Annotated in this window: 9 protein-coding genes and 1 pseudogene; all 10 read right to left on the reverse strand. The window is 71.3% G+C overall.

Annotation, left to right across the window (positions count from 1 at the left end; translation table 11 throughout):
• Positions 1 to 15: 15 nt before the first annotated feature.
• Positions 16 to 6,441: a non-ribosomal peptide synthetase gene (locus F3T56_RS31015; protein ID WP_149828655.1), complete on the reverse strand. Its 6,426-nt coding sequence runs from the start codon at positions 6,439 to 6,441 to the stop codon at positions 16 to 18.
• A 32-nt stretch (positions 6,442 to 6,473) separates the two neighbouring features.
• Entirely contained in the window at positions 6,474 to 11,741 is a 5,268-nt protein-coding gene (locus tag F3T56_RS31020) for a non-ribosomal peptide synthetase (protein WP_149828656.1), read from the reverse strand.
• A gap of 24 nt (positions 11,742 to 11,765) precedes the next feature.
• Positions 11,766 to 13,751 carry an ABC transporter ATP-binding protein/permease gene (locus F3T56_RS31025; protein WP_149828657.1) on the reverse strand — a complete coding sequence of 662 codons (1,986 nt, stop codon included), beginning with the start codon at positions 13,749 to 13,751 and terminating at the stop codon, positions 11,766 to 11,768.
• Between the two features lie 25 nt (positions 13,752 to 13,776).
• On the reverse strand, positions 13,777 to 16,161 hold the full coding sequence (locus tag F3T56_RS31030; RefSeq protein WP_216373021.1) for a M20/M25/M40 family metallo-hydrolase: 2,385 nt from the start codon (positions 16,159 to 16,161) through the stop codon (positions 13,777 to 13,779).
• A 15-nt stretch (positions 16,162 to 16,176) separates the two neighbouring features.
• Entirely contained in the window at positions 16,177 to 18,063 is a 1,887-nt protein-coding gene (locus F3T56_RS31035; protein WP_149828658.1) for a hypothetical protein, read from the reverse strand.
• Positions 18,060 to 22,703 carry a non-ribosomal peptide synthetase gene (locus F3T56_RS31040; RefSeq protein ID WP_149828659.1) on the reverse strand — a complete coding sequence of 1,548 codons (4,644 nt, stop codon included), beginning with the start codon at positions 22,701 to 22,703 and terminating at the stop codon, positions 18,060 to 18,062. The genes F3T56_RS31035 and F3T56_RS31040 overlap by 4 nt, the downstream gene beginning before the upstream one ends.
• Positions 22,700 to 22,918 carry an MbtH family protein gene (locus F3T56_RS31045; protein ID WP_149828660.1) on the reverse strand — a complete coding sequence of 73 codons (219 nt, stop codon included), beginning with the start codon at positions 22,916 to 22,918 and terminating at the stop codon, positions 22,700 to 22,702. The genes F3T56_RS31040 and F3T56_RS31045 overlap by 4 nt, the downstream gene beginning before the upstream one ends.
• Positions 22,919 to 22,920: 2 nt before the next feature.
• Positions 22,921 to 23,958, reverse strand: a complete 1,038-nt coding sequence (gene sbnB / locus F3T56_RS31050; protein WP_149828661.1) for a 2,3-diaminopropionate biosynthesis protein SbnB — start codon at positions 23,956 to 23,958, stop codon at positions 22,921 to 22,923.
• Positions 23,939 to 24,991: a 2,3-diaminopropionate biosynthesis protein SbnA gene (gene sbnA / locus F3T56_RS31055; protein ID WP_149828662.1), complete on the reverse strand. Its 1,053-nt coding sequence runs from the start codon at positions 24,989 to 24,991 to the stop codon at positions 23,939 to 23,941. Before sbnA ends, sbnB begins: the two co-directional genes overlap by 20 nt.
• Positions 24,988 to 25,797, reverse strand: a pseudogene (glyA, locus tag F3T56_RS31060) (serine hydroxymethyltransferase); the annotation flags it as partial. The gene sbnA and the pseudogene glyA, both read right to left, overlap by 4 nt.

Genomic DNA, 25,797 nt, shown 5'->3' on the forward strand with positions numbered 1-25,797 from the left:
CGGTCTGAGCCGTGGTCAGTCCTCACGGGCCAGCTGCTCCTCGATCTCCTCGTCCGACAGGCCCCCGATCTCGTCGAGCAACCGCTCCAGCTCGGCCACGTCGGGGGCCGCCGCCTTCTCAGCCTCGGCCTCGGCTATCACGGCGGCCAGCTCCCGCATCCCCGAGTTCTCGAACAGCGCGCGCAGTGGCAGTTCGATGCGGAACTGTTCGCGAATGCGGGCCATCAGCTGGGTGGCCAGCAGCGAATGCCCGCCCAACTGGAAGAAGTCGTCCTTCAAGCCGACCCGTTCCACACCGAGCACCTCGGCGAACAGCAAGGCCAGCACATGCTCGTGAACGGTGTTCGGAGCGACATACTCCGAACGGTCCGCGAACTCGGGTACGGGCAGAGCGGCCCGGTCCACCTTGCCGTTCGCCGTGAGGGGCAGCGCGTCCAGCACCGTGATCGCCGAGGGCACCATCGCGTCCGGCAGCGCCACGGCCGCCGCCGCACGGACGGTGCCGGGGTCCACCTGGCCGGTGACGTAACCGGCCAGGCGGGACTGGCCGTGGTGGTCCGGCGCGGCGGTGACCACGGCATCCGTCACGCCGTCGATCGCGCGCAGCGCCGCCTCCACCTCGCCCAGCTCGATCCGCTGGCCGCGGATCTTGACCTGGTGGTCACGGCGCCCCAGGAACTCCAACTGGCCGTCGGGGAGGTAGCGGACGATGTCGCCGGTGCGGTAGAGGCGTGCGCCGGGGACGTTGGAGAAGGGATCGGGGATAAAGGTGGCGGCGGTGCGCCGCGGGTCGTCCAGGTAACCGCGGCCCACACCGATACCGCCGACCATGAGCTCGCCCGGCACGCCGACGGGGACGGGTTCGAGCATCGCGTCCACGACGTACAGCCGCGTGTTGCGGATCACCCGGCCGATCGGGGCCCGCACGGGGCTGAGTGCGGTGGGGTCGGTGATGACGGCATGGGTGACGTCGTCGGAGCACTCGGTGGGACCGTAGGCGTTCATGAGCGGGATGTGCGGGTACCGGGCCAGCCATCGTGCGCACAGGTCCGGCGGCAGCGCCTCACCCGTCACCACCAGCCATCGCAGCTGCGGCAGCTCCGGCGCCATGCCGAGGGTGTCCCACGCGTCCAGCGTCGCCCGCAGCAGCGACGGTACGACCTCCAGGACGGTTATGCTGGCATCGGCCGCGCGCTCGAACAGCCCCGTGGCGTCGAGCGCGGTGTCATCGCCCACGACGATCGTGCGCCCGCCCACGACCAGCGCGGCAAGCATCTGCCACACCGAAATATCGAAGGTCAGCGACGCGTTCTGCGCCACCACGTCCGCACCCGTCAACGCCAGATCCTCGACCTTGGCCAGCAGATGGTTGTCCATGCCCAGGCGATGCACCATCGCGCCCTTGGGACGGCCGGTCGAACCCGACGTGTAGATCACGTACGCCAGATCATCGGAATCACCCAGCGACTCGCTCAACGAACCTGCCGAAGCCGTACCGTCGACGACCAGCACATCGACCGGCCTGCCCGCCCCCTGCGCCAACTCCCGGGCAACCGACTCCCCATCACGCCCAATCAGCACCACACGCGCCCCACTGTCACCGAGAATCCCGGCGCTCCGGGCAAGCGGCGCACGCGTATCCAGGGGCACGTAGGCGGCCCCCGCGCTCAGCACACCCAGCACTGCCGTGATCGCGTCGATGCCACGGTCGAGATGGAGGACCACCCGGTCACCGACCCCCACTCCGGCACGCCTCAGGCAGGAGGCGAGGTGGTTGGTGCGCGCGACGAGTTCCCCGTACGTGACGGTGGCGTGCTCGTCCTGCACGGCCACGGCATCCGGACGTACCGCCGCATGAGCACGCAGCCGCTGCAGGATCCCGCCGAGCTGCTCGGGGCGTTCGGTGGCGTTCCACTCCTCCAGCAGCCGGGTGCGCTCCTGTGCGGAGACGGCGGTCAGTTCGGAAACGGTGACCTGTCCACGGCGTTCGGCCAGAACCCGGCAGGCACGCACGAAGTCGTCGAGAACCGCCCGCGCCGTGCCCTCGGCGAACAGATCCGTCGCGTACTCCAGCGTCACGTCGAGCGTGGAGCCCGACTCGTCGACCAGCATCATGAGGTCGAACTTGGCCGTGCCGTCCTCGACCGCGAGCTGGGTGAGCTCCACTCCGCCCATGGCAACGCCGGTGCGCGGTGCGTTCTGGAGGACGAGCATGGTCTGGAAGACCGGGTTGCGGGCGAGGTCACGGTCCGGCGCCAGCTCCTCGACCAGTCGCTCGAAGGGCACGTCCTGGTGCGCGAAGGCGTCCAGCGACGTGTCCCGCACCTGCCGCAGAAGCTCCGCGAACGGCTGACCGGCATCGACACGCGTCCGGAGCGGCAGGGTGTTCACGAAGAAGCCGATCAGGTTCTCGGTCTCCGTACGGGAGCGGTTCGCGACCGGAACACCGACTACGACCTCGTCCTGACCCGCCCGCCGAGCGAGTAGAGCAGCGTACACGGCCTGGAGGACCATGAACAGCGTCGCCCCCTGCTCGTGCGCCAGTTCGTCGAGCCGCGCGGCCGTGTCCTCGTCGATGTGCGCACGCAGATGGGCGCCCCGGTAACTGGGGACGGCCGGGCGCGGGAAGTCCGCCGGAAGCTCCAGCACCGGCGGCGCGCCCTCCAGGGCCGTATGCCAGTGGGCCAGCTGCTCCTCCAGCACCCCCGAAGCCAGCCATTCACGCTGCCAGGCCGCGAAGTCGGCGTACTGCACCGGGAGTTCAGGCAGGGCCGCACCGGCGTAGGCGGCCCGCACCTCACGCAGCAGGACACCCACCGACCAGCCGTCCGACACGATGTGATGCATGTTCAGGGCCAGGACGGACTCGTGTTCCCCCACCCTGGCCAGCACCCAGCGCGTCAGCGGGCCGCGCTCCAGGTCGAAGGGCCGGGCGGCGAGCTCGGCCGCCAGCCGCTCGGCAGCGACGCGGGGCTGGTCGGTGTCCTGGAGGTCGGTCTCCTGGAAGTCGATGAGGGGTTCGTCGCCGATGATCTGCACGGGCCGGCCGTCGACCTCGGCGAACACCGTCCGCAGCACCTCGTGCCGCCGCCCGACCGCCTCCAGGGCCGCGCGCAGCCGCTCCACATCGAGGGAGCCCCGCAGCACCACGGCCGCCGGAACGTTGTAGGAGGCACTGTCCGGCTCCAGCTGATGCAGGAACCACATCCGCTGCTGCGCGTACGACACCTCCACCCGCCCCGTACGCTCCACCGGCACCAGCGGCACCACATCGACGGCCTGGGCCGCGGCCACGGCCCGCGCGAAGTCACCCACCACCGGTCGCTCGAACAGCGCACGCAGCGGCAACTCCACACCGAACCGCTCCCGGACGCGCGCCACCAACTGCGTGGCCAGCAGCGAATGCCCGCCGAGCCGGAAGAAGTCGTCCTCCAGGCCGACCCGCCCCACACCGAGCACCTCCGCGAACACCGCCGCGACCTGCCGCTCCACCTCCGTGCGCGGCGCCACGTACCCCGAACGGTCGGCAAATGACGGCGCCGGCAGGGCCGCCCGGTCCACCTTGCCGTTCGCCGTCAACGGCAGGGTGTCGAGGACGACGACGGCCGAGGGGACCATGGCGTCGGGCAGCGCGGCGGCGGCCGCGGTGCGGACGGCGGCGGGGTCCACCTGGCCGGTGACGTAACCGGCCAGGCGGGACTGGCCGTGGTGGTCCGGCGCGGCGGTGACCACGGCATCCGTCACGCCGTCGATCGCGCGCAGCGCCGCCTCCACCTCGCCCAGCTCGATCCGCTGGCCGCGGATCTTGACCTGGTGGTCACGGCGCCCCAGGAACTCCAACTGGCCGTCGGGCAAGTACCGCACCATGTCACCGGTGCGGTACAGCCGCGCCCCCGGCACGCCCGAGAACGGGTCGGGGACGAACACCGCGGCCGTGCGAGACGGGTCGCCGAGATAGCCTCGCCCGACGCCCGCGCCCCCGATCAGCAGCTCGCCCGGCACCCCGATCGGCACCGGCTCCAGCCACTCGTCCACCACGTACAGCCGGGTGTTGCCGACCGGCCGCCCGATGGCCATGCCGGGCCGCTCGCCCAGGTCGTCGGAGGCGACGGCGCTCGCGACGCAGCAGCCGACGACCGTCTCGGTCGGCCCGTACTCGTTGACCACGCGGGCATCCGGCGCAACCGCGAACAGGCGGCGTACCAGGCTCGGCGGGAGTGCCTCGCCGCCGACGACGAAGCAGACCGGCAACCCGGCCAGCGCGCCCAGGGGCAGCAGCCTGCACACCGCTTCCAGGTGAGCGGGCGTCAGCTTCACCAGGGTGGGCCGCGCGGGACCGGTCAGCGCACCGACCAGCCCCTCGACGGGGGACGCCTCGTCCACCAGGTGCATCGAGCCGCCGCTGGTGAGCGGAACCCACAGGCTGGTCACCGTGAGGTCGAAGCCCACGGTGGTGTGCAGCGGCGCGACCGGCGGCTCGTTCGGGCAGTACTCGGCCGCGGCCCACGTCAGGTAGTTGAACAGCCCGGACTGGGTGATCTGTACGCCCTTGGGGCGGCCCGTGGATCCCGAGGTGTACAGCACGTACGCCAGGTCGTGCCCGTCGGACGCCAGGGCCGGAACCTCCGGTGCGGCCGAGGAGACCAGGGCGCGCACGTCCAGCACCGGCGCCGCGCCCGCCACCACCGCCCCGTGCCCCTCGGTGTCCAGGACAACGGCCGGGCGGGCGTCTGCGGTGATCGCGGCCAGCCGGTCGGCCGGCTGCGCCGGGTCCAGCGGCACGTACGCCGCGCCCCGTTTCCACACCGCCAGCAGCGCCGCCACCAGCTCCACCGAGCGCGGCACGGCCACGCCCACCACGTCGGCCGCGCCGACGCCCGCACCGGCCAGCCCGGCGGCGATGCACCCGGCCATGGCGTCCAGCTCCGCGTAGCTCACGCGGCGGTCACCGGCGACGACCGCGTCCGCGTCCGGCGTCCGGGCCACCCGCCGGGCGAAGAGCCCGAGGGCAGTGGACGCGCCTTCGGCCTCCGGGACGACCGTCGGGCCGGCCGACCAGCGCGTGAGCTGCCGCCGCTGCTCCTCGCTCACCGCGAGCAGGCCGCTCAGCGGCCGGTCCGGGGCCAGTGCGCCCTCGCGCAGCACGGCGAGAACCTCGCCGAGGAGCCGGTCGGCCGTGGCGCGCGTGAACAGGTCGGTGGCGTACTCCAGTCTCAGCTCGACACCGGCGGGACCCTCGTGGACGAACAGGGTCAGGTCGAACTTGGCGACGGCCAGCGGCACGTCGAAGCGGTGCACGGTCAGGCCCGGTGCCAGGTCGAAGCCGCCGGGCGCATTGTCCATGGCGATCATGGCCTGGAAGAGGGGGTTGCGGGACCGGTCCCGTCGGCCGCCGAGCGCCCGAACCAGCTCACCGAACGGCACGTCGCCGTGGGCGAGCGCCTCCGCCGTACGCTCCCGCACCTGGACGAGCAGGTCGCCGAAGGACATCCCGCGCCGCCAGTCGGTCGGTACGACCAGGGTGTTGGCGAAAAAGCCGATCAGCTCCCCGGTGTTGGGGTGATCGCGGTTCGCCGACGGGACGCCGAGCCTGATCCGCGGCTGGGCCGCGTTGCGGGCGAGCACTGACGCGAACGCCGCGTGCGTCGCCATGAACAGCGTGGCGCCCTGGCGCGCCGCCGTCGTCCGCATACGACGGGCGAGTTCGTCGTCGAGGACAGTGATGACGCGGTCGCCCGCGAACGACGGCACCCGGGGGCGTGCGCGATCCGTGGGGAGCTCGAGCACCAGGTCCTGGTCGTGGAGTACGCCGCGCCAGTGATCGAGCTGCTTGTCCTGGACGCCGGACCGCAGCCATTCGTCGTGCCACACGGCGAAGTCCGCGTACTGGAGGGCGGGCGGCGGGAGCGGCACGTCGCTCGCGCCGGCCAACTCGGCCAGGTACAGGACGGTGAGTTCCTTGATGAACACGCCCATGGACCAGCCGTCGGTGATGATGTGGTGCATCAGAAGCGACACCACGTGGTCGTCGTCCCCGAGCTGGTGGACGGCGATCCGCAGCAGCGGCCCGTTCTCCAGGTCGAACGGCTCCGCCGCCCGCCGCGCGCACTCCTCGCGGCACGCGGCGGCCGCGCCCTCGCCCAGGCCGCTCAGGTCCAGGTGCTCCACCCGCGGGCGGAGCGCCGGCTCCGGGTGGATCACCTGGGACACGTGTCCGTCGGCGACGGTGAACGTGGTCCGCAGAATCTCGTGCCGCTCGCACATTCCGCGCAGGGCGCGTTCCAGCGCGCCCGTGTCCAGCGGCCCGGTCAGCCGCATCGCGGCCGGCACGTTGTACGCCGTGGACGTCGGGTCGAGCTCTACGAGCAGCCGCAGGCCGACCTGCGCCGGGGATGCCGGCATGACATAGACCTGGCCCGAGTTCATCTGGTCCTCGCTCACAATCGTTGGTCCGTGTTGCTGGGGTGGTGCGGCTACCGGCTGCCGTCCCGGCGTACATAGGCGGCGCGCGGCACCGCGGTCGGCCCGGCGGGCACGCCGCCTGGCGCGGAGGCCGCGTCGGCGGCCACCCCGGCCGAGCCGCCGCCGGTCCGCTCCGCGATCTGGCCGGCCACGGCACGCGCAGTGGGCTCGTTGAAGAGCTCGTTCAACGCCAGATCGACCCCATAACGCTGCTTGACCTGCGCCAGCAACCGGATCGCCAGCAGCGAATGACCCCCGATCTCGAAGAAGTTGTCGTCCGGCCCCACCTCCGACCGGCCCAACACCTCCGCGAGCATCGCCGCGACCTCCGCCAACAGCCCGGAACCCACGTCCGCGACCACCCCGGCCGAGCCGCCTTCCGGCAGTCGCAGTGCGGTCCGGTCGATCTTCCTGTTCGGGTTCTTGGGCAGTTCCTCCAGGCGTACAAGGAGGGCGGGCACCATGTACTCCGGCAGGCGCTCGGCCAGGTGCCGCGTCAGCTCGTCCACCGTCGGGGTACCGGCGTAGTACGCCACCAGTCGCTTCTCGCCCGTGGACTCGTCGACCACGGTGACCGCCTCCAGCACGCCCGGGTGCGCGGTGAGCGTGGCGTCGATGTCACCGAGCTCGATGCGGAACCCGCGCACCTTCACCTGAAAGTCGACCCGGCCGAGGAAGTCGATGGTGCCGTTCGGCAGCCAGCGGGCCAGGTCGCCAGAGGCGTACATACGCGCCCCCGGCATCCCGCTGAACGGGTCCGGCAGGAACTTCTCGGCCGTCAGGTCCGGCCGACCCAGATAGCCGCGGCCCAGCCCGTCGCCGCCGATGTACAGCTGGCCGGGCACGCCGATCGGCACTGGGTTGAGCCGCTCATCGAGCACGTACACCTGGGTGTTGGCGATCGGGCCGCCGATCGGCAGGCGCCAGACATCCTCGGGGACCTCGGACAGCGGCTGCGTCGTCGCGAACGTCGTGGACTCGGTCGGACCGTAGCCGTTGGTCAGCAGCGGGCCGTTGAGCGCGGCAACCTCGCGGGCGCGCTTCGGGTCCATCGAGTCGCCGCCCACCAGCAGTTGGCGGGTCGACGCGAAGGTGGCAGGGTCGTAGCCGACGACCTGGGTGAACAGCGGGGTGGCCATGACGACGGTGTGGATGTCGTTGTCGCGCAGGGCCGCCGCCAGCCGCGGCGGTGACAGGACGGTGTCCTTGCCAAAGCCGACCAGCCAGCCGCCGTTGAGCAGAGCGCCCCAGACCTCCAGGGTGGCGGCGTCGAAGGCGGTGTTGGACAGCTGGGCCACCCGGTCGCCGGGCTCCAGGGACAGGTAGTCGGTGTCGCGGACCAGCCGGACGACGTTGCGGTGCGTGATGCAGATGCCCTTCGGCGTCCCCGAGGAACCGGAGGTGTACATCGCGTACAGCAGCCCGTCCGGGTCGGCAGTGGTCTCCACCGGGCGGTCGTTGGCCGGGTCTGCGGCGGCCTCAGCCGTCAGGAAGTCGCCGGACGCCAGCCGCGGCAGCTCCGTGTCGACCTCGGTGAGTGAGTCGTCGCCGCGTGCGGTGAGCAGCACCACGGGCCGCGACTCGGCGAGGATCCGCCGCAGCCGCTGCGGCGGGTGCGCCGGGTCCAGCGGTACGTACGCGCCGCCCGCCTTGGCCACAGCGAGCATGGCCACGACGACTGCCGGGTCACGGTCGACGTGGAGCCCGACCGGTGTCTCCTCGCGCACTCCCTGGTCGCGCAGGCGCCGGGCCAGCGCGTTGGAGACCCGGTCCAGCTCGCGGTAGGTGTACGTCAGTTCGCCGTATGTGAGGGCCGGGGCGTCAGGCCGCTGGGCCACCTGCTCGGCGAACAGCTCTGGCACCGTGCGAGTGCGCGGGTAGTCGGTCGAGGTCGTGTTCCACTTGGCGATCTGGTGCAGCTCCTCCGTCCGGGCGGACGGGATCGCGGCGAGCGGCTCGCCGGGCCGCTCGGCCAGCCGTGCCGCCAGGTCGGCGAAGTTGGCGCCGAAGCGCTCCACCGTTTCGCGGTCGAAGAGGTCGGTGGAGAAGTTGATGCCCGCTTCCAGGTGGTCGCCGACCTCCGCGACCACCATCGTCAGGTCGATCTGCGCCGTGCGCCGGACCAGGCCGAGGGACTGGGCCTCCAGCTCCCCGACCCGCACCCGGATGCCGGGGCGGCCGAAGTTGAGCGCCGCCAAGTCCTCCCCGCCCGCCAGGTGCGACTTGGTGAGGCTGAACATCACCTGGTAGCCGGGCGGGCGGGATGCCTCGCGCGCCAGGCCGAGCCGCTCGACGAGGACCGGGAACGGCATGTCCTGGTGCCGCATCGCCCCGGCAACCGTCTGCTTGGTGACTTGTATCTGGTCGGCGAAGCTGCGCTCGCCGACCATCCGGGAGCGGATCAGCACAGGATTGACGAAGTAGCCCACGACACGATGCAGATCGGCGTCGACACGGCCCGAGGCGGGCACGCCGATCAGGAAGTCGTCCTCGCGGGTGTAGCGGTGCACCAGTGTCTGGAACACCGACAGGAGCACCACGAAGAGCGTAGTGCCTTCGGCCGTGGCCCGTTCGCGCAGCGCCACGGTCGTGGCGGCATCCAGCTCCAGGGTGACCGTGTCGCCGGCGTACGTCTGGACCGGGGGGCGCGGCCGGTCGGCGGGCAGTTCGAGGACCGGGTTGCAGCCGTCGAGCTCACGGCTCCAGTACTCCCAGAGCCGCTGTCCGCGCGGCGCGTCGAGCAGCGCCCGCTGCCGGTGGGCCAGGTCGGCGTAGCCGGTCTTCGGCGGCGGGGGCAGGGCCGCGCCACTGCCAGTCTCTCGTGCGTACAGCCGTCCCAGCTCGTCGGTCAGGACCGCCATCGACCACATGTCGACGGCGATGTGGTGCACCACGAGCGACAGCACGTCGCCGCCGGGCCTGCGGAACAGGGCAGCCTGCAGCACCCGGCCCCGTGGCAGGTCGAACCTCTCGCCGGCGATCTCGCGCCGCAGCCGCTCGCCCAGCTGCTCGTCGTCCAGATGCGCGGCGTCCTCGACGGTGAACGCCACGTCCTGGTGGTCGAGGACCTCCTGGTACGACTCGCCGTCGTCCGCCCAGTGCAGGGCCGTACGCAGCGCCGGGTGTCGGCCGACGAGCGACTGGAACGCACGGTGCAGCGCCTCGGCGTCCACCTCGTCCAGAAACCGCAGCGCGGCGTAGATGTGCTGGACGGCGGTGTCGGGGTGCTGGCGCTCCAGGATCCACAGCGCCTGCTGGTTGATGGCCAGGGGGCTGCGCTCGCCGGCCGCGGGTTTCCGGACTGGGACGGCGGATTCGGCGGGGGCGTCGAGCAGCAGGTCGTTGACGCTGGCGCCCGAGAGCAGGGCTTCCAGGGACAGGTCCATGCCGATGGCGTCCTCGACGGCCGCCTTCAGCTCGATCGCGCCCAGGGAGTCCAGCCCTTGGGCGGCCAGGGGCACGGCCGGGTCGACGGCCGTGCGCAGGCGGCTGCTCGCCAGGGCGAGCACGGTCTCGCGGGCGGTCTCCTGCCACAGGTGCTCGGGCAGCGAAGCGAGATCGGCGGCGCGGCCCGCGTCCCAGCGGTGCACCACCTTCAGCGAGCCGTCGACGAGCATGGCCCGCGTCCGCGACCGTTGGATCTTCCCGCTGGTGGTGCGGGGGATGTGGCCGGGCCGTACGAACACGACCGTGCCGGGCGTCACCCCGTGCTCGCGGGCCAAGTGGGCCCGTACGAGCGCTGTGACCTCGGCGATCTCGTCCGCGCGGTGGGCGGTCGCCGTCTCCAGGACCAAGCAGATCTCCTCGCGCCCGTCGGTCTCCAGTGCGAAGGCGGCGGCGCCGCGGCGGAGCGAGGCGTGTGCGTCGAGGGCAGCCTGTTCCAGGTCCTGCGGGTAGTGGTTGCGGCCGCGTACGACGATGAGGTCCTTGCTGCGCCCCGTGACGTACAGCTGGCCGTCGTGGAGGAAGCCGAGGTCGCCCGTGCGCAGATGGCGCCGCTCGTCACCGGCCCGCGTGGCGCCGAACGTCTGGTGCTCGGTGTCGTCGCGACCCCAGTAGCCGACGGCGACGTTCTCCCCGGACGCCCAGATCTCACCGACCGTGCCGGGCGGGCACTCGGCACCGCTCTCCGGGTCGACGACGGTCACGTCCAGGTCCACGGCGACAGGGCCGCAGCCCACGACCGGCAGACCCTTGTCGTCGGGCACCGGGCGTCGGCCGGGGGCGAGCGAGTCCGCGTCGAAGGTGTCGGCCACGGGGCTGTCGCCGATGGTGCGGCCGGAGACCATCAGTGTGGCCTCGGCGAGCCCGTAGCAGGGGAAGAAGGAACCGCGCCGGAAGCCATAGGGGGCCATGCGCCGGGCGAACCGCTCCAGGGTCCTGGCGCGCACCGGCTCGGCGCCGTTGAACGCGATCTCCCAGTGCGACAGGTCGAGCCCGACCAGGTCCTCCTCGGGGATGCGGTCCACGCACAGGTCGTACGCGAAGTTCGGTCCGCCGCTGATCCGGGCGCCGCGTTCGGATATCAGCCGCAGCCACTGCAGCGGCCGCGTGATGAACGAGACCGGGGAGAACAGCGTGGCGGTGGCACCGGCGTAGACCGGTTGCAGGATGCCGCCGATGAGCCCCATGTCGTGGTACGGCGGCAGCCAGCTCACCACGGGCGTGTCGGGCGTAGTGCCGAACCGCTCCTGGATCTGGCGGGAGTTGACGACCAGGTTCCGGTGGGTGACGACCACACCGCGCGGGGTGGCCGTGGAGCCGGAGGTGTACTGCAGGAACGCGACGGTGTCGCCGTCGATGTGGGGGCGGCGCCAGTCGCCGGGCGCGGGCAGCTCGCCGTCGACCGCGATCAGCGGCAGGTCCGGGATGCCGGCCGCGGCCACGAGCTCCGCGGGATCGGCGAGGATGGTGCCGGGCACGAGTGCGGCAGCCGGGGCCGAGTCGGCGAGCACGGCGCGGTGACGGGCCGAGTAACTGCCCTTGCTCGGCGGGTAGAGCGGCACGGCGATGGCGCCGGCGTAGAGGCAGCCGAGGAAGGACGCCACGTAGTCCAGGCCGGGCGGCAGGAGGACCAGCACCCGGTCGCCGGGGGCGACCCGCTCCGCGAGCAGGGCCCCGATCGCCCGCGCCCGGTCGTGCAGTCCGGCGATGGTGAGGGCCGCCGCCGGCTCCGTGCCGTCCGGGGTGACAAACTCGAACGCCGTGCCCGTCGACAGGGCTGCGCGTTCGGCGACCACGTCGACGAATGTCGAGGCGCGGACAACTGACTGCTCCATGGCGGAACTCCTAGCTTTCCAGGCTCAGGCAAGACGCCAACGAATCCAGCGGGCGGCTCCGGCCAGCCCGAACACGGTCATCGCGGTCAGTACCGCGATGTCCAGGGTGAAAGCGGCGCCCAAGTCGCCGTTGAGGGTGTGCCGCAGGGCGTCGGCCGCGTAGGTCGGCGGCAGCAGATAGCCGAGGACCCGCAGCGGCAGCGGCAGCGAGTCCGGCGGGATCAGCACCGGCGCCGCGAGCAGCAGCACGAAGATCAGCAGGTTGGTGATGACGACGATCAGCTCCATGCTGTCGATCAGTGTGCCGATGGCCAGGCCGATCGCGGACAGCGCCAGACACGACAGCGGCAGCACCAGCACGAGGGCGGGCGAGATCGTGAAGTCCACGTCGTACATCAGGCCGGCGGCGACCATCGGCGTGATCAGGCCCGGCATGATCAGCAGTAGGCGGGACAACACCATCGCGGCGACGAACGACGCCTTGCTGATGGGCAGTGAGGCGTAATAGACCATCATGCCGTCGTTCTTGATCACGCCGATGCGCTGGGCGAGGGTCGCGATGCCTTCGGTGGCGACGGAGAAGATGGCCGCGCCGCTGACGATGTACAGCAGGCTGGTGGCGTCGTTGAGCCCGCCGCCGATGCGCGACAGGCCGAAGACCATGGCGACCGGCATCAGCAACCCGAACAGCAGGCTCCAGGTCCAGGTCGTGCGGACCTCCAGCATCTGCTCCAGCCACAGGTACTTGAGCCCGACGAGCAACCGCCGCGCCCGCTCCTTGAACGCCGACCGCGCGGACGAGCCGACCGTTCCGGTCGCAGGGGCGGTGGCGGTCGCGGTGCCGACCGCGGGCACAGCGCCGGTGGTGGTCGCGGGGTCGGTGCCGCCGGAAGCGGGGACGATGCCGGTGCCAGTGCCGGGCGCTGGCACGGCGCCGGACACGGGCACCGTGCCGGTCGCGGGGGCGGCGGCCGGTTCCGTCAGTGGTGCTCCGCGCTCCGGCGTGCCCGGCTCCGGCGCGGCCTCGTCGGCCAGCGGGCGTTCCTTGCCGTCCAGGCTCAGGTAGACGTCCTCCAGCGTCGGGCGGGTGAGCCGGAAGTCGTCCACCCGGGCCATGCCCAGGTCAACCGTCACGGCCTTGACCAACTCGGGCATCAACTCCGGTTCGGAGTGGATGAGATACGTCCCCTCGCGGCTGCCCGGCACGACCGAGCCGACGGTCTCCAGACGATCCACCTCGTGCGGCCGCAGCGACTCGCCGTCCTTGACGAACAGCTCCATGCGGACCTTGTCGCCCATCCGCCCCTTGAGCTCGCCGGGTGTGCCCAGCGCGGTGATCCGCCCGCCGTGCATCACGGCCACCCGGTGCACGGCCTTCTCGGCCTCCAGCACATTGTGGGTGACCAGGACCACGGTGGTGCCCTCGGTGGCGCTGCGGCGGGCGACCATGTCCCAGATGAGCCGCCTGTTGTGCGGGTCGAGCTCATTGGTGGGCTCGTCCAGGATGAGCAGCTTGGTCCTGCCCATCAGCGCCATGCCGAAGTTGACCAGCCGCATCATGCCGCCGCTGAGCTGGTTGACGTACCGGTCGGCGACCTCGCCGAGCCCCAGCTCGTCGACCAGTTCGGTGGTCTGGCGCCTGGCCTCCTGCTCCGACTGCCCGCGCAGCCGCCCGGTGTAGTGCAGCGCCCGCCGCACCTCGACCAGCCGCATCGACAGCCCGGTCTGCGGCAGGAAGCCGGTCATGGCCTTCACCGCCTCCGGGTCGGCCACCACGTCGACGCCCTCGACGTGGATGGAGCCCGACGTGGGGCGGACCAGCCCCAGCATCTGGGACACGAGCGTGGTCTTGCCCGCGCCGTTGGCGCCCAGCAGTCCGAAGACCTCGCCGCGGGCGATGGAGAAGGTGACGTCATCGTTGGCCCGCACCCGTTCGCCGTGCTTGCCGGACTGGTAGGTGCGCGTCAGATGGCGGACCTCGATCGCCGTGACCCCGTTGTTGCGTGGCATGTCCCCTCGATGACTGTCGATCTGATCAGAGCGTTGTGATCCGGCGTACGACGGCGGAGTCGTCCGGCGCGAAGCCGAAGGACACCTGCACGGTCCCCTCCGGTCGTGGCCCCACCAGGGCCGCGACCTCGGCTGGCAGTCCGATGGTGTAGTCGGCCACGTCGACCGGCAGCCGAGTCCCGGCCTTCGTCTCGCAGCCGATCTCCACCCCGGACACGCTGCCGGTGAACTGGAAGACCACGCCCTCGGCGCCCTCGCCCTGCTTGTCGAGCACCGGGCCGTTCATCCGTACGCCGGCGACCGTGCAGGACTTCAGCGGCTCGCGCGGCAGCCGGATCTGCAGCCGCCACGCCTCCCGTTGCGAGGCCACCTTGAACCGCACTCGGCGCGTGTCGCCGGACGTCTCGTCGCTCAGCTCCGTCACCTTCGGTGCCGGCAGGTCCAGCGTCGGCGCCTTCGCGCGCAGCACCGGCTCGTCGCCCCGCTGCGGGTAGTAGTCGGCGGCCGAGCCACGGCCGGGGTTCGCACCGAGGACCTTGCGGGTCCAGGCGTCCGGCTCGGGGTCGCCGCTGATCCACATCGTGGTGTCTCGCGACAGGTCCCGTACGTACACGAGGGCGTTGGGCCGCGGGTGCTCGGCGTCGAAGTCCGACCGCAGCAGCCCGGTCCCCACCAGCACCAGCGCCAGCCCGGCCGCCGACGCGGCGACGAGCCCGGGCCGCGCGATCCGCACCAGCAGCGGCAGCAGCAGCACGCCGCCGATCGCGGCGACCGCCATGGCCACCGCCGCCAGCGGTATGCCCAGCGCGATCAGCAGGCTGTCCACCAGCGGGGCGAACAGTACGGCCGCCACGGCGGGCGCGGCCGTCGCCAGGAGCGCATCCGCCCACACCCGGTGCTCGGTCCGGGCGTCCCGGCACGCCCACCACAGCGCGGGCAGACCGGCCAGCAGCGGCCACTGGAAGAGGTAGCTCACGCCAGGCAGCGCGAGCACCGACGCGAGCAACAGCACCGCCCCGACGGCCAGCGCGCCGCACACGAGCTCCGTCTGCCGACGCTCCCGCAGCAGTCGCGCGGCCGCCATCAGCAGGGCCGCGACCAGCACCAGGAACCCGGCCGCGAACAGCCCCCGCTCGTACGGCTCGGACAGCGGCAGCGCCGCCAGCTCCGGCCGCAGCGCCGCGGCCGCCAGCCAGAGCCCGAACGTGCCGAGCGCCGCCACGATCACCGCCGCGAGCCCGGTGCCCGCCGTGACCAGCACGCCCGTGACCCGCAGCGCGGACCGGCGCGCGCCCCACCAAGCCAGGGCCGCGAGGCCGAGCACCGTCACGACGGCAAGGGGCAGCGCCCAGCCGGCCGGGTAGTGCACCAGCACCCGCGCGAACAGGTCGAAGTAGACGGCGTCCTCGTCGCTGCGCAGCTCCCGCAGGTCCCGGTCGCCCAGGCCGCGTACGAGCCCCAACATGGACTCGCCGTGGTGCTGCACGCTGTCGTCGCTGAGCCGTTCCAGGTCGTCGTGCGGCGAGTGGTAGTCGTGGAAGCCGTGCAGGAAGGCGGCGTTGAGGCCGACGGCTCCTTCGTCCCGGAAGACGGTGAAGTCGCTGCCGTTCGGCATGCGCTTGTAGACCTCGTACGCCAGCGAGTTGGCGACCGGCCTGCTGCTGCCGTGGGCGAACGCGTCGATCAGCGGCCTGTTGTCGGTGTTCGTCTCGAACATGACCACCGGGCCACTGCTGCCGCGCGCCTCCCAGTTGAGCACCACGCCGTAGTCCTCGACGCCGTACTCCTGGACGAACTTCTCCGCGCCGAGAGCTCCGAGCTCCTCGCCATCGGTGAACAGGAACACCACGTCGTTGCGTACGCCGCCGGACTCCTTCAGGGCGCGCATCGTCTCGAGCATGGCGGCCACCGCGGCGCCGTCGTCGGCGGCGCCGGGCCCTGTGGGCACCGAGTCGTAGTGGGAGACGAGTAGCACCGCCTTGCCGCCGCTGGTCTGCGGCGCGCTGCCGGGGACCTTGGCGATCACGTTGTGCACGGTCGCCGCCGGGAACGGGTTGCCCCAGGCAGGGCGTACGACGTCGCCCGACTGCACGGTCACCTGGGCGCCCAGCGACCGCGCCATCCTGACCAGGTAGTCGCGCACGCGGGCGTTGTCCGCGGTGCCCGTCGGGTGCGGGCGCTGTGCGATCTGTTCGAGGTGGGGGGCGGCCCGGGCGGCGGAGAACTCCGTCGCCGGGGCGTCGGTGTCACGCGCCGCCGGCGGTGCGAAGGCGAGCATGGCCAGCACGGCGAACAACGTCGGCACGGCCAGCACGGCCGCGAGTACCGCCCGGTGCGCGGCGGGGCGCGGTGCCGCGGGCCCGGCTTCGTGCCCGGTGTCGAGGCCTGCTGCCTCGTCCGTGATCCTCACCGATATCACCGCGCCTCAGGCCGTACGCCAGAACGGCACGATGTTCTCGATCTTCTCGATCATGCCATGGCAGTAGTTCGCGTTGTGGTCCAGGCTCTGCGCCGCCATGTAGGGGTACTGGAGCCGCTTGTGGTCGACCGTGAAGACGACACCGCCGGGCGGCGCGGGGTCGAGGCGTACGGCCGTGGTCAGTGCCTCGCGCCAGGAGGCGTCCAGCTCGACCCGGTATGTGCGGCCCTCGCGGGCCGTGACCGTGAGGGTCTCGAAGGGGTGGTCGTGCTCCTCCAGGGGCGTGGTGCTGTACACGTACGGCCGGTTGACCAGGTCGATCTCGAAGAGACCGCGCGCGGTGTCGTCCGACCACCAGGGCTGCGAGCGGGCGAACTCCCTCAGGTGCCGGGTGAACAGCGTGCGGTGCTCGTGCAGCACGGTGTGGATGAACAGGCCGTAGTTGCCCACGTCGTAGTAGAGCGCGTCCCGGATCGACCGCTCGACGTACTCGACGATCGGGTCGTCCTCGGGCAGCGAGCGCCAGTAGTCGACGAACGCCGAGAACAGCTCGGGGTGGGTGAGGATGCCCTTACCCGTCAGGTACTTGCTGGTGGCCCGCAGGCTGCGGGTGTTGTGCACCGCGTGGACCGCGTAGAAGTACCGCATGCCCTCGACGAACTCGTCGGCGCTGACCTGCTCGGTGGCGATGACGATCTGCGCCTCAGCGACGCCCCCGCCAGCCGGCCTGGTGACCAGGCCGAGCTTCTCCCGGTTGTGGTAGATCGGCGTGTTGTTCAGCAGCAGGTGGGAGTACGAGATGATCGTGTGTGCGTCCTTCTCGCACAGCGTGCCGATGCCCTTCTTGAAGGACTCCAGCGTCTCGCCGGGCAGCGGCCAGATCAGCTCGATGAAGGAGCTCAGGCCCCGGTCGCGCAGGTCGTCCTGGACCGAACCGAAGGCGTCCAGCTTGATGTTGTCCCGTCGGATGATCTTCAGGCTCTCCGGCTCCAGCGTCTGCATCGACACCGGCTGCGAGGTGACGAGTCCGGCCTCCTGGAAGATGCCGGTGATCTTGGTGACTGCGTGCGGCTTGTTCTTCGCGGAGGAGAAATAGACGACATTCGGCAGGTGGTTCTCCCGCGCCAGCGCCGCGATGTGCTCGGAGAACTCGACGTCGCGGGCGAGCATGCCCCAGTTGGCGTCGGCGATGTAGAGGAACAGCGTGCCGTTGCGCGACATCCAGGTCAGCTCGTCGCGCACCCGCTCCTCGTCGAAGCGGTACACACGGTCATTCGTCGCCGCGCCCCAGAAGCAGAACCCGCAGTGGTACGGGCAGCCGCGGTTGGTCTCGATGATGCTGATGCTGTACTCGGGCGCGATCAGCCCGGACAGGAAGGGCGACGGGATGGTGTCCAGGTCCTTGATGCGGGCCCGGTCACCGGTGTTGATCAGTTCTCCGTCCCGGTAGACGCTCAGTCCCTCGACCTTGGTCAGGTCGGGGTGCGGCTCGGTGAGCTCCCGCAGGTACTCGGTGAAGGAGATCTCTCCCTCGCCGTTGCACAGGGACAGCTTCTCGTCGTGCGGGTCGAGGTAGCGCAGGCCGTGGTGCATCACCTGCGGGCCGCCGAGCATGATGTCGGCGTCCGGCTTCGCCTCCCGCAACATCTTGACCAGCGGCCGGACCAGGCCGATGTTCCAGACGTACGTGGAGAACGCGAAGACGTCCGAGTCCTTGGCGAGCAGATCACGGGCGATGGTGTCGAGCGGCGTCTTGATACTCGTCGTGTACTTGTCGAACCGGTACTCCTTGGAGACCACCGGGTCCGTCGATGCGTACGCCTCCAGGTACCCGGAGACCAGCGGGGTGATCCTCTCGAACACCGAGAGCTCTACCGTGGTCACTGTCTTCATGCGTCCCCCATGTACTCGGTCGTACCGCTTGTCCTGCCGTGGTCCGCGAGCCAGTCCAGGGGACCGTCGGCAGCGGACCGGATCGCCTCCAGTACGGCGACGAGTCGCGGCCCCAGCTCCCGCGCGTCCTCGGGCACCGCCTGGTCGCCGGCGAAGGTGAACGCCAGCGCGTTCTGGGCCCCGCGCAAGATGTCGACCCGGACCGGGAACTCGGTCTGGGCCAGACCGAGGTCCCGCGCTATCAGCGGGTGCTCGACTGTGGCCGGCAGTTGGGCCGCCTTGAGCGACTCGTCGACCGGGTAGTTGTCGAAGACCAGAACCGTCGCCAGGTCACGGCCCTGCGTCATCGCGCCGAGCTCCAGCACGCCGTGCTCTTCGGCGGCCACCCGCTCCAGTTGAAGCCGCAGGGCCGCCGCCACAACCGTTTCACCGGGCCTGGCCGCGAACCGTACGGGCATGGTGCTGATGAACGGCCCGACAGCCGACTCCGCGCCCGCCAGGGCCGGTCGGCCCGAGGCGGTGATGCCGAACACCACGTCGTCGTGGTCTGTGCGCTCTGCCAGGACCACGGCCCAGGCCAGCTGGACCAGCGTCGCGAACGTGATGCCGTGCTCGCGCCCGAGGGCGTCGAGGCCGTCCAGGAGCTTCGGTTCGAGGGCGGTGAGCAGGCGGACCGGCTGGCTGGCCGCGCCCGTCGGCAGAGGCATCGGCCGCGGGGCCCACGGACCGGGGCAGTCGCGCAGGTAGCCGGTCCAGAACTCGGCGGCGGCGTCCCTGTTCTGGGCGGAGATCCACTCCACGTGCTTGTCGAACGGCATCGGCTCGGGCAGCGAAGGACGCTCGCCGGACGCGAACGCCAGGTAGGCGGCGAGCAGTTCGCGGCGCAGCTGCATGCACGACCAGCCGTCCAGCAGGCTGTAGTGGTGCAGCTGGACCACGAGCTGTGCCTCGTCGCTCAGCCGGTAGCGCAGGATCCGGACGAGCGGGGCCGTCGCGAGGTCGAAGCCGACCGACCTCAGCTCCGCCAGCTCGGCGAGGACTTCCCGCTCCTGCTCCTCGTGGGTCATGCCGCGCAGGTCACGGGTGCGCAGCGGCAGGTCGACGCGGTCGGCGACAACCGGGCGCGGCCGACCGGAGGCGGTGTCCTCGTACGAGGTACGCAGGATCGCGTGGCGGGCGAACAGCCACTCCCAGGCGTCGTGGAAGGCCTGTTCGTCGAGGTTGCCCGGCAGCGGGAACGCCGACTGGATCACGTACAGGCCGGGCACCGGTCGCCGGTGCGCGACGGACAGCATGTGCCGCTGGATCGGTGCGAGGCCGTCCTGGTCCGCCGGGCCGGATCCTCTCCCCTGCGGCCGTTCGGCCGCGGCGCGGTCGATCGCGGCCGCCAGTTCACCGATCGTCTGGTCCTGGAACACCATGCGGGGCGTCAGCTCCAGACCGGCGGCGCGGGCTCGGGTCACCATGCGGATGCAGGCCACGGAGTCACCGCCCAGCGCGAAGAACCCGTCGTCCGCCGTGATGCCCGCACGGCCCAGCAGCTCGCCCCACACCTCGGCGAGCATGAGCTCCGTCGGCGACGCGGGCGCGCGTCCTGTGCCGGTGGCACCGGCCGGTGCGGCCCCGGCGCCCGGGAGCGGCAGCCGGCCCCGGTCGACCTTGCCGTTCGGAGTGAGCGGTATCCGATCCAGGACGACCAGCGCCGAGGGCACCATGTACGCCGGGAGGGCGGTCCGCAGGCGCTCGCGCAGCGCGTCCGTGTCCGGCGCGGCGGCGCCCTCTTCGGCCACCAGGTACCCGACGAGGGTGCGCCGTCCGTCGACCTGAGGGGCCGCCACCACGGCCTGGGCGACCTCGGGCTGGGCGCGCAGCGCCGCCTCGACCTCGCCCAGTTCGATGCGGTTGCCTGCGATCTTGACCTGGAAGTCGATCCGGCCCAGCAGTTCCAGGACACCGTCCGGCCGGTACCGGGCCAGGTCGCCCGTCCGGTACATGCGGTCGCCCGGCACCCCGCTGAACGGGTTGGGCAGGAACCGGTCCGCGGTCTGGGCCGCCGCGCCCAGATAGCCCCACGCCAGTCCGGCGCCGCCGAGGAACAGTTCGCCCGCCACACCCGGTGGAACGAGGTGGCCCTCCGGGTCGACGACGTAGGCGAGCTGATTGGCCATGGGCCGCCCGTAGGGGATGCTGCGCCAGGCCGGGTCGACCTCGCCGATCTCGTGGATCGTCGAGTCCATGGAGGCTTCCGTCGCCCCGCCCAGGCTGATGACCCGCGCGTCGGGGGACAGGGCCCGCAGGCGGTCCGGCATGGTCACCGGGATCCAGTCGCCGCCGAGGAGCACCACCCGCAGCGCGGGCAGCTCGGCGACGCCCAGGTCGGCGGCCGCGTCGATGAGCAGGCCGAGCAGGGCGGGTACCGAGTGCCAGACGGTGACCCGGTGGGCGCGGATCAGGTCCAGCCAGTGGCCCGGGTCGCGCTCGCGCACCGGGTCGGGCAGCACCAGCGCGCCGCCAGCCAGGAGGGTGCCGATCACGTCGTACGCCGTCATGTCGAAGCCCAGCGACGACACCGACAGCACGGCGTCACCCGGGCCGATCGCAAACCGGCGGTTGAAGTCGGTGAAGTTGTTGACGCGGCCACGCTGGTCGAGCATCACGGCCTTGGGGCGTCCGGTGGAGCCCGAGGTGAAGATGACGTAGCACAGGTCGTCCGATGCGGCCGTGTTCCGGACCGGCTCGTCGGGCAGCCCATCGAGGCGCTCCGCGAGCTCCTCCAGGACGAGCGGGGGGGCGTCCGTCGGGGGCACCCGGTCCGCCACCGAACGGCTGGTGATCACCGCGCGGGCGCCCGAGTCGCCCAGCATGAGGGCCAGTCGCTCGGCCGGGTGGGAGGTGTCGAGCGGCAGGTAGGCGGCCCCGGACTTGAGCACCGACAGCACGGCGAGCGACAGCTCGGCGGTGCGCTCGGTGGCGATGCCAATCACCGCTCCGGGGCCCGCGCCGTACTCCGCCAGCAGCCGCGCCAGCTGGTTGGAGCGCCGGTCCAGCTGTGCGTACGTGAGAGTGCCCGATGCCGCGTGGACGGCGGGCGCGTCGGGGTGGGCCGCCACCCGGTCGGCGAACAGGGCGGCGACGGTGCGGTCCGCCGGGTAGTCCGCCTCGGTGGCGTTCCACTCGCGGGCGGCGCGGTGCCACGCGGCACCGTCGAGGACGGACAGCGCCGAGACGGCCGCCTCCGGGTCGGCGATCATCGTCGTGATCGTGTGTTCGAGCTGGCCGAGGAGCGCGTCGATCCGCTCCGGAGTGAAGATCTCCGCGTCGTACTCGCAGCTGACGTCGATGCCGTCGGGGCCGTCGAGGAGCGACAGGTCCAGGTCGAACTTGGCGGTGCCGTTGTGCAGGTCGAACTGCTCCACCGCGATGCCGGGCAGGTCGTCCTCGATGCCCGGCACCTGCTGGTAGACGAACATCACCTGGAAGAGCGGGTTGCGGGCGAGCGTGCGCTCCGGCTGGCGCAGCGCGACGACCTTCTCGAACGGCACGTCCTGGTGGTCGTAGGAGGCCGCGACGTCGTCGCGGACCTGGTGCAGCGCTTCCCGGACCGTGGCCGATCCGGCCGAGCGCACCCGCAGCACCAGTGTGTTGGCGAAGCAGCCGATGAGCTTCTCGGTGTGCGGAGTGGGCCGGTTGGAGGCCGGCGTGCCGATCAGGAAGTCCTGCTTGCCGGTCTGGCGGCGCAGCACCAGGCCGAGCGCGGTGAGCGCCGTCATGAACGGCGTGACGCCGTGGGCGGCGGCGAACGCGTGCATACGGGCCGCGAGCTCGCGGGGGATACGCCGCCTGCGCCGGTCGCCGGTGTGGGTGGGCCGCGCCGGGCGCGGCCGGTCGGTCGGCAGGTCCAGGTTGGTCTCGGCGCCCTCCAGCCAGGCGTCCCAGAATTCCAGGCCGCGCTCCAGGCGCTCGCCCTCGGTCGTGGAGCGCTGCCAGCCGGCGTAGTCGGCGTACTGGATGGGCGGTTCGGGCAGCACGGCGGCCGCGTCCGAGCCGGAGCACAGCGCCGTGTACACGGCGGTGAATTCCCGGAACAGGATTTCCGTGGATGCCCCGTCCGTGGCGATGTGGTGCACGACGATGACCAGCACGTGGTCCTCGTCCACCAGCCGGATCAGCTCGGCGCGCAACGGCAGGTCGGCCGCCAGGTCGAAGGGCCGGGCCGCCACGTCCGCGGCCCGGGTGCGTGCCGCGTCCTCGCGCTCGGCCTCGGGCAGTGCGGAGAGGTCCGTCCGCCCGAGTCGCAGCGCGTCGCAGTCGCCGAGCACCGTCGCGAGCTCCTCGCCCTCGATGGTGTAGCGGGTGCGGAGGATCTCGTGACGGCGTACGACCTCGCGCAGCGCGGCCTCGGCCTCGTCGGCCCGCAGGTCGCCGCGTAGCCGTAGGGCCATGGGCACGTTGTACTGGCCGCTGTACGGGTCCTGCTGCCACAGAAAGAAGAACTGCCACTGAGCGAAAGACAGCGGACTGGGTCCCTCGCCGCGGGGTATCTCCGGCCGGGCGGCCGCCCTGCGCTCCCTCAGGAGTTTGGCCAGGAGGGCCTGCCGGTTCGCCGATAGGCCGGCCAGCCGCTGGTCGAGAGAGGTCACGAAACCCGTCCCTCGAGGCGCTCGCGGACCGACTTGGGCGTGAGGTCCGTCCAGACCTCGCCGATGTGCTCCAGGCAGGCTTCGCGGGTGCCGGAGAAGCCGGTCTCGCTCCAGCCGGTCGGCAGGGGGCGGTCGGCGAACCAGATCGAGTACTGCTCCTCGTGGTTCGCCACGACCTTGTACCGCAGGGTGTCGTCGCTGGTGGAGTTGGTCATGGCTACCTCACTGCCTCGCCGAAGAAGTCGGAAATGTCATGGCCATCGCCGTCGGCGACCGCCCGATCGTGGACCCACTTGCCGACGGCCAGGTCGAGCACGCCCAGACCGAAGGGCGAGAAGATCACCGGCCGGTCGTGGTCCACGGCCACGTCGCCGTTCAGGACGCCGGCGATGGTGCCGTTGATGAAGTCGCGATTGCCGGTGCGCTTCTCGGCCAAGTGCAGTGAGGTGTTCTCGCGTACGGCGTGGTCCACGTCGTCGGTGATGTTCTGCGCGGCCAGCACCATCTCGGGGGCGAGGTCCCGCAGCGACAGGTGGAGCACCACCGGTGCGTGGGCCAGCAGCCCCGGGTCGTGGATGTGCGGTTCGCCGGCGACTGTGGTCAGCACCACCAGGTCGCAGTCGGCGAAGGCGTCGCGTACGTCGTCGGTGACGACGACGTCCTCGGCGCCCTGCTCGGCCAGCATCCGGCCGAACCGCTCGGCGTGCGACCGGTCCCGGTCGAACAGGCGGAAGCCGCCCACCTTCCAGTCCAGGTCGCGCAGGAACTTCCATACGTGCCCGGCGATCAGCCCGGTGCCGATCACACCGACCCGCCGAGCGCTGCGGCCGCCGCTGAGCGCCTCCGCGCCGAGCAGCGCGGACGCGGCCGTGCGGGTCGCCGAGACGATGGAGGACTCCATGCAGACGAACGGGTAGCCGGTCTCGGTGTCGTTGAGCACGAGCGTGGCCGACGCGCGCGGGATGCCACGAGTCGTGGGGTTGTCCGGGAAGCTCGCGATCCACTTGATGCCCGCGACCTCGAACTCGCCTCCCAGGTAGGCCGGCAGGGAGATGATCCGCGACGTGGGGCGGTGCGGGAAGCGCAGGAACGCACTGTGCGGGTTCGTGCTGTCACCGCGCTCGTGGGTGAGATAGCCACGGCGGACGACCTCCAGGCACTCGGGGCGATTGCCCTCGATGTGTCTCAGAACGTCGGCTCCGGTGAGTGTGCGCAGGGACGGCAGCGACGGCAGATCAGGGGACGAGCCCGTCATGACTTTCCTTTCGGCCCTCCTGGCGGTCGCGGCGGTCGGCCCGGTGCAGCACGACCGGCCGTGCTCCGGCCGCCTCGTCGCCGAGCTGTTCCTTGACCCAGGCGGGGTTGTAGATCGTGTGTGCGTAGCTCGCGCCGCGATCGGCGCAGAGGAAGACGACCGTCGGCCGGCGGCCGGACGGCGGGCTCTGGTCGAAGTAGCCGCGGATGGCGGCGTAGACGCTGCCGGTGGAGCCACCCGCGTACAGCCCGTGGCGCTGGAACAGCTCGTGGCAGCCCTCCACGGCCTGCCGCTCGGGCACGATGACAACGTCGTCGATGCGGGCGCGGTCGCACAGTTCCGGCACGATGCTGGAGCCGAGGCCGGGGATGCGGCGCGCGCTGGGCGACCGGCCGAAGATGGCCGAGCCGGCGGCGTCGACGGCCACGACCGTGACATTCGGGAAGTGCTCCTTGAGTCGCCGGGACACTCCAGCGACCGTGCCGCCGGTGCTGACGCCCACGAAGACGTAGTCGATGGTCCGGAAGGCCGCGCAGAGCTCGCCGCCCGTCATTCGGTAGTGGGCCTCCAGCGCGTCCGCGTTGGAGTACTGGTCGGGCCAGTACGCCGGGGAGAGCTCCTCGACCAGCTCCTGGACGCGGGCCAGCCGGGTGCGCAGGTAGCCTCCCGATCCGTCCGGCTCCTCGACCTTGACCACCCGCTCGCAGATGGTGCGCAGGTACGCCTCCGTGGGGGCGTTGCAGTTGGGGTCGATGACCGGCACGAAGGGGATGCCGAGCACTTGGCAGAAGGACGCCATGGAGATCGCGAAGTTCCCGGACGAGGACTCGACGACCGTGGTGTGCTCGGTGACGTCGCCGCGCTCGATGGCGCGTTTCAGAATCCAGTAGGCGGAACGGTCCTTGGCGCTTCCGTTCGGATTGGCGAACTCCAGTTTGGCGTACAGGTTCACCGCGTCGTCGGCCAGTTGGACGACCGGTGTCTGCCCGAAGGCGACGCTGAGCATGTCGAGCCTGGTGAGCAGGACACTCACGCGTCGAACTCCCAGCGATCGACAGGGGTGTAGCGGGGAATGGGGAATTGCGTGGTCAGCTTACGGACCTCGGTGCGCACCAACTGGCGGGTGAACTCCTCCAGTTCGTAGTCGCGGTCGCCCAGGGGGCGGACGGCACGCAGCACCGAGTCGATGAGCCGGGCGCACTGCCGCATCTCGGTGGGGCCGAAGCCGCGCTGGGCGATGGAGTTCGTGCCGATGCGTACGCCGCTGGTGACGGCGGAGGGACGCGGATCACCGGGGATGTGGTTCTTGTTGACGACGATGTCGACGTCCTCGAGGGCACGCTCGACGACCAGTCCGCTGAGGGGCGTTCCGATGAAGTCGAGCAGCACGATGTGGTTGTCGGTGCCGCCGGTGATGACCTTGTAGCCGAGTTCCTTCAGCGCGTCGGCGAGGAGTGCGGCGTTCTCCGCGATACGCCGCGCGGTCGCCCGGTACTCGTCGGTCTGCACCAGCGCGAGCATGCGGGCCTTGGCGGCGATCGCGGGGAGGATCGGCGCACCCTGGAAGTAGGGGAAGACCGCCCGGCGCAGCCGCTGCGCCAGGGACTGGCCGCTGTCACTCACGGGCGTGTCGGCGTCCCGTCCCGACATGATCAATGCTCCGCGGGGGCCGCCGAGCTGCTTGTGCGTGCAGGTGGTCGTGATATGTGCGTAGTCGATCGGGCTGGGGTGCAGTCCCGCGACGACCAGACCGGCGATGTGTGAAATATCGGCTATTGATCCGAAACGGTTTGGGTTCTGGGTCGTTGATGGGGTGTGAGCGATCTGGTGGGGGACGCG

This window comes from Streptomyces tailanensis, from assembly GCF_008386495.1.
Lineage (GTDB): Bacteria > Actinomycetota > Actinomycetes > Streptomycetales > Streptomycetaceae > Streptomyces > Streptomyces tailanensis.

Excerpts from the sequence above, each read along its gene's own strand:
- F3T56_RS31020 (WP_149828656.1), bottom strand. The coding sequence starts at position 11,741 with ATGGAGCAGTCAGTTGTCCGCGCCTCGACATTCGTCGACGTGGTCGCC.
- F3T56_RS31025 (WP_149828657.1), bottom strand. The coding sequence starts at position 13,751 with ATGCCACGCAACAACGGGGTCACGGCGATCGAGGTCCGCCATCTGACG.
- F3T56_RS31035 (WP_149828658.1), bottom strand. The coding sequence starts at position 18,063 with ATGAAGACAGTGACCACGGTAGAGCTCTCGGTGTTCGAGAGGATCACC.
- F3T56_RS31045 (WP_149828660.1), bottom strand. The coding sequence starts at position 22,918 with ATGACCAACTCCACCAGCGACGACACCCTGCGGTACAAGGTCGTGGCG.
- sbnB (WP_149828661.1), bottom strand. The coding sequence starts at position 23,958 with ATGACGGGCTCGTCCCCTGATCTGCCGTCGCTGCCGTCCCTGCGCACA.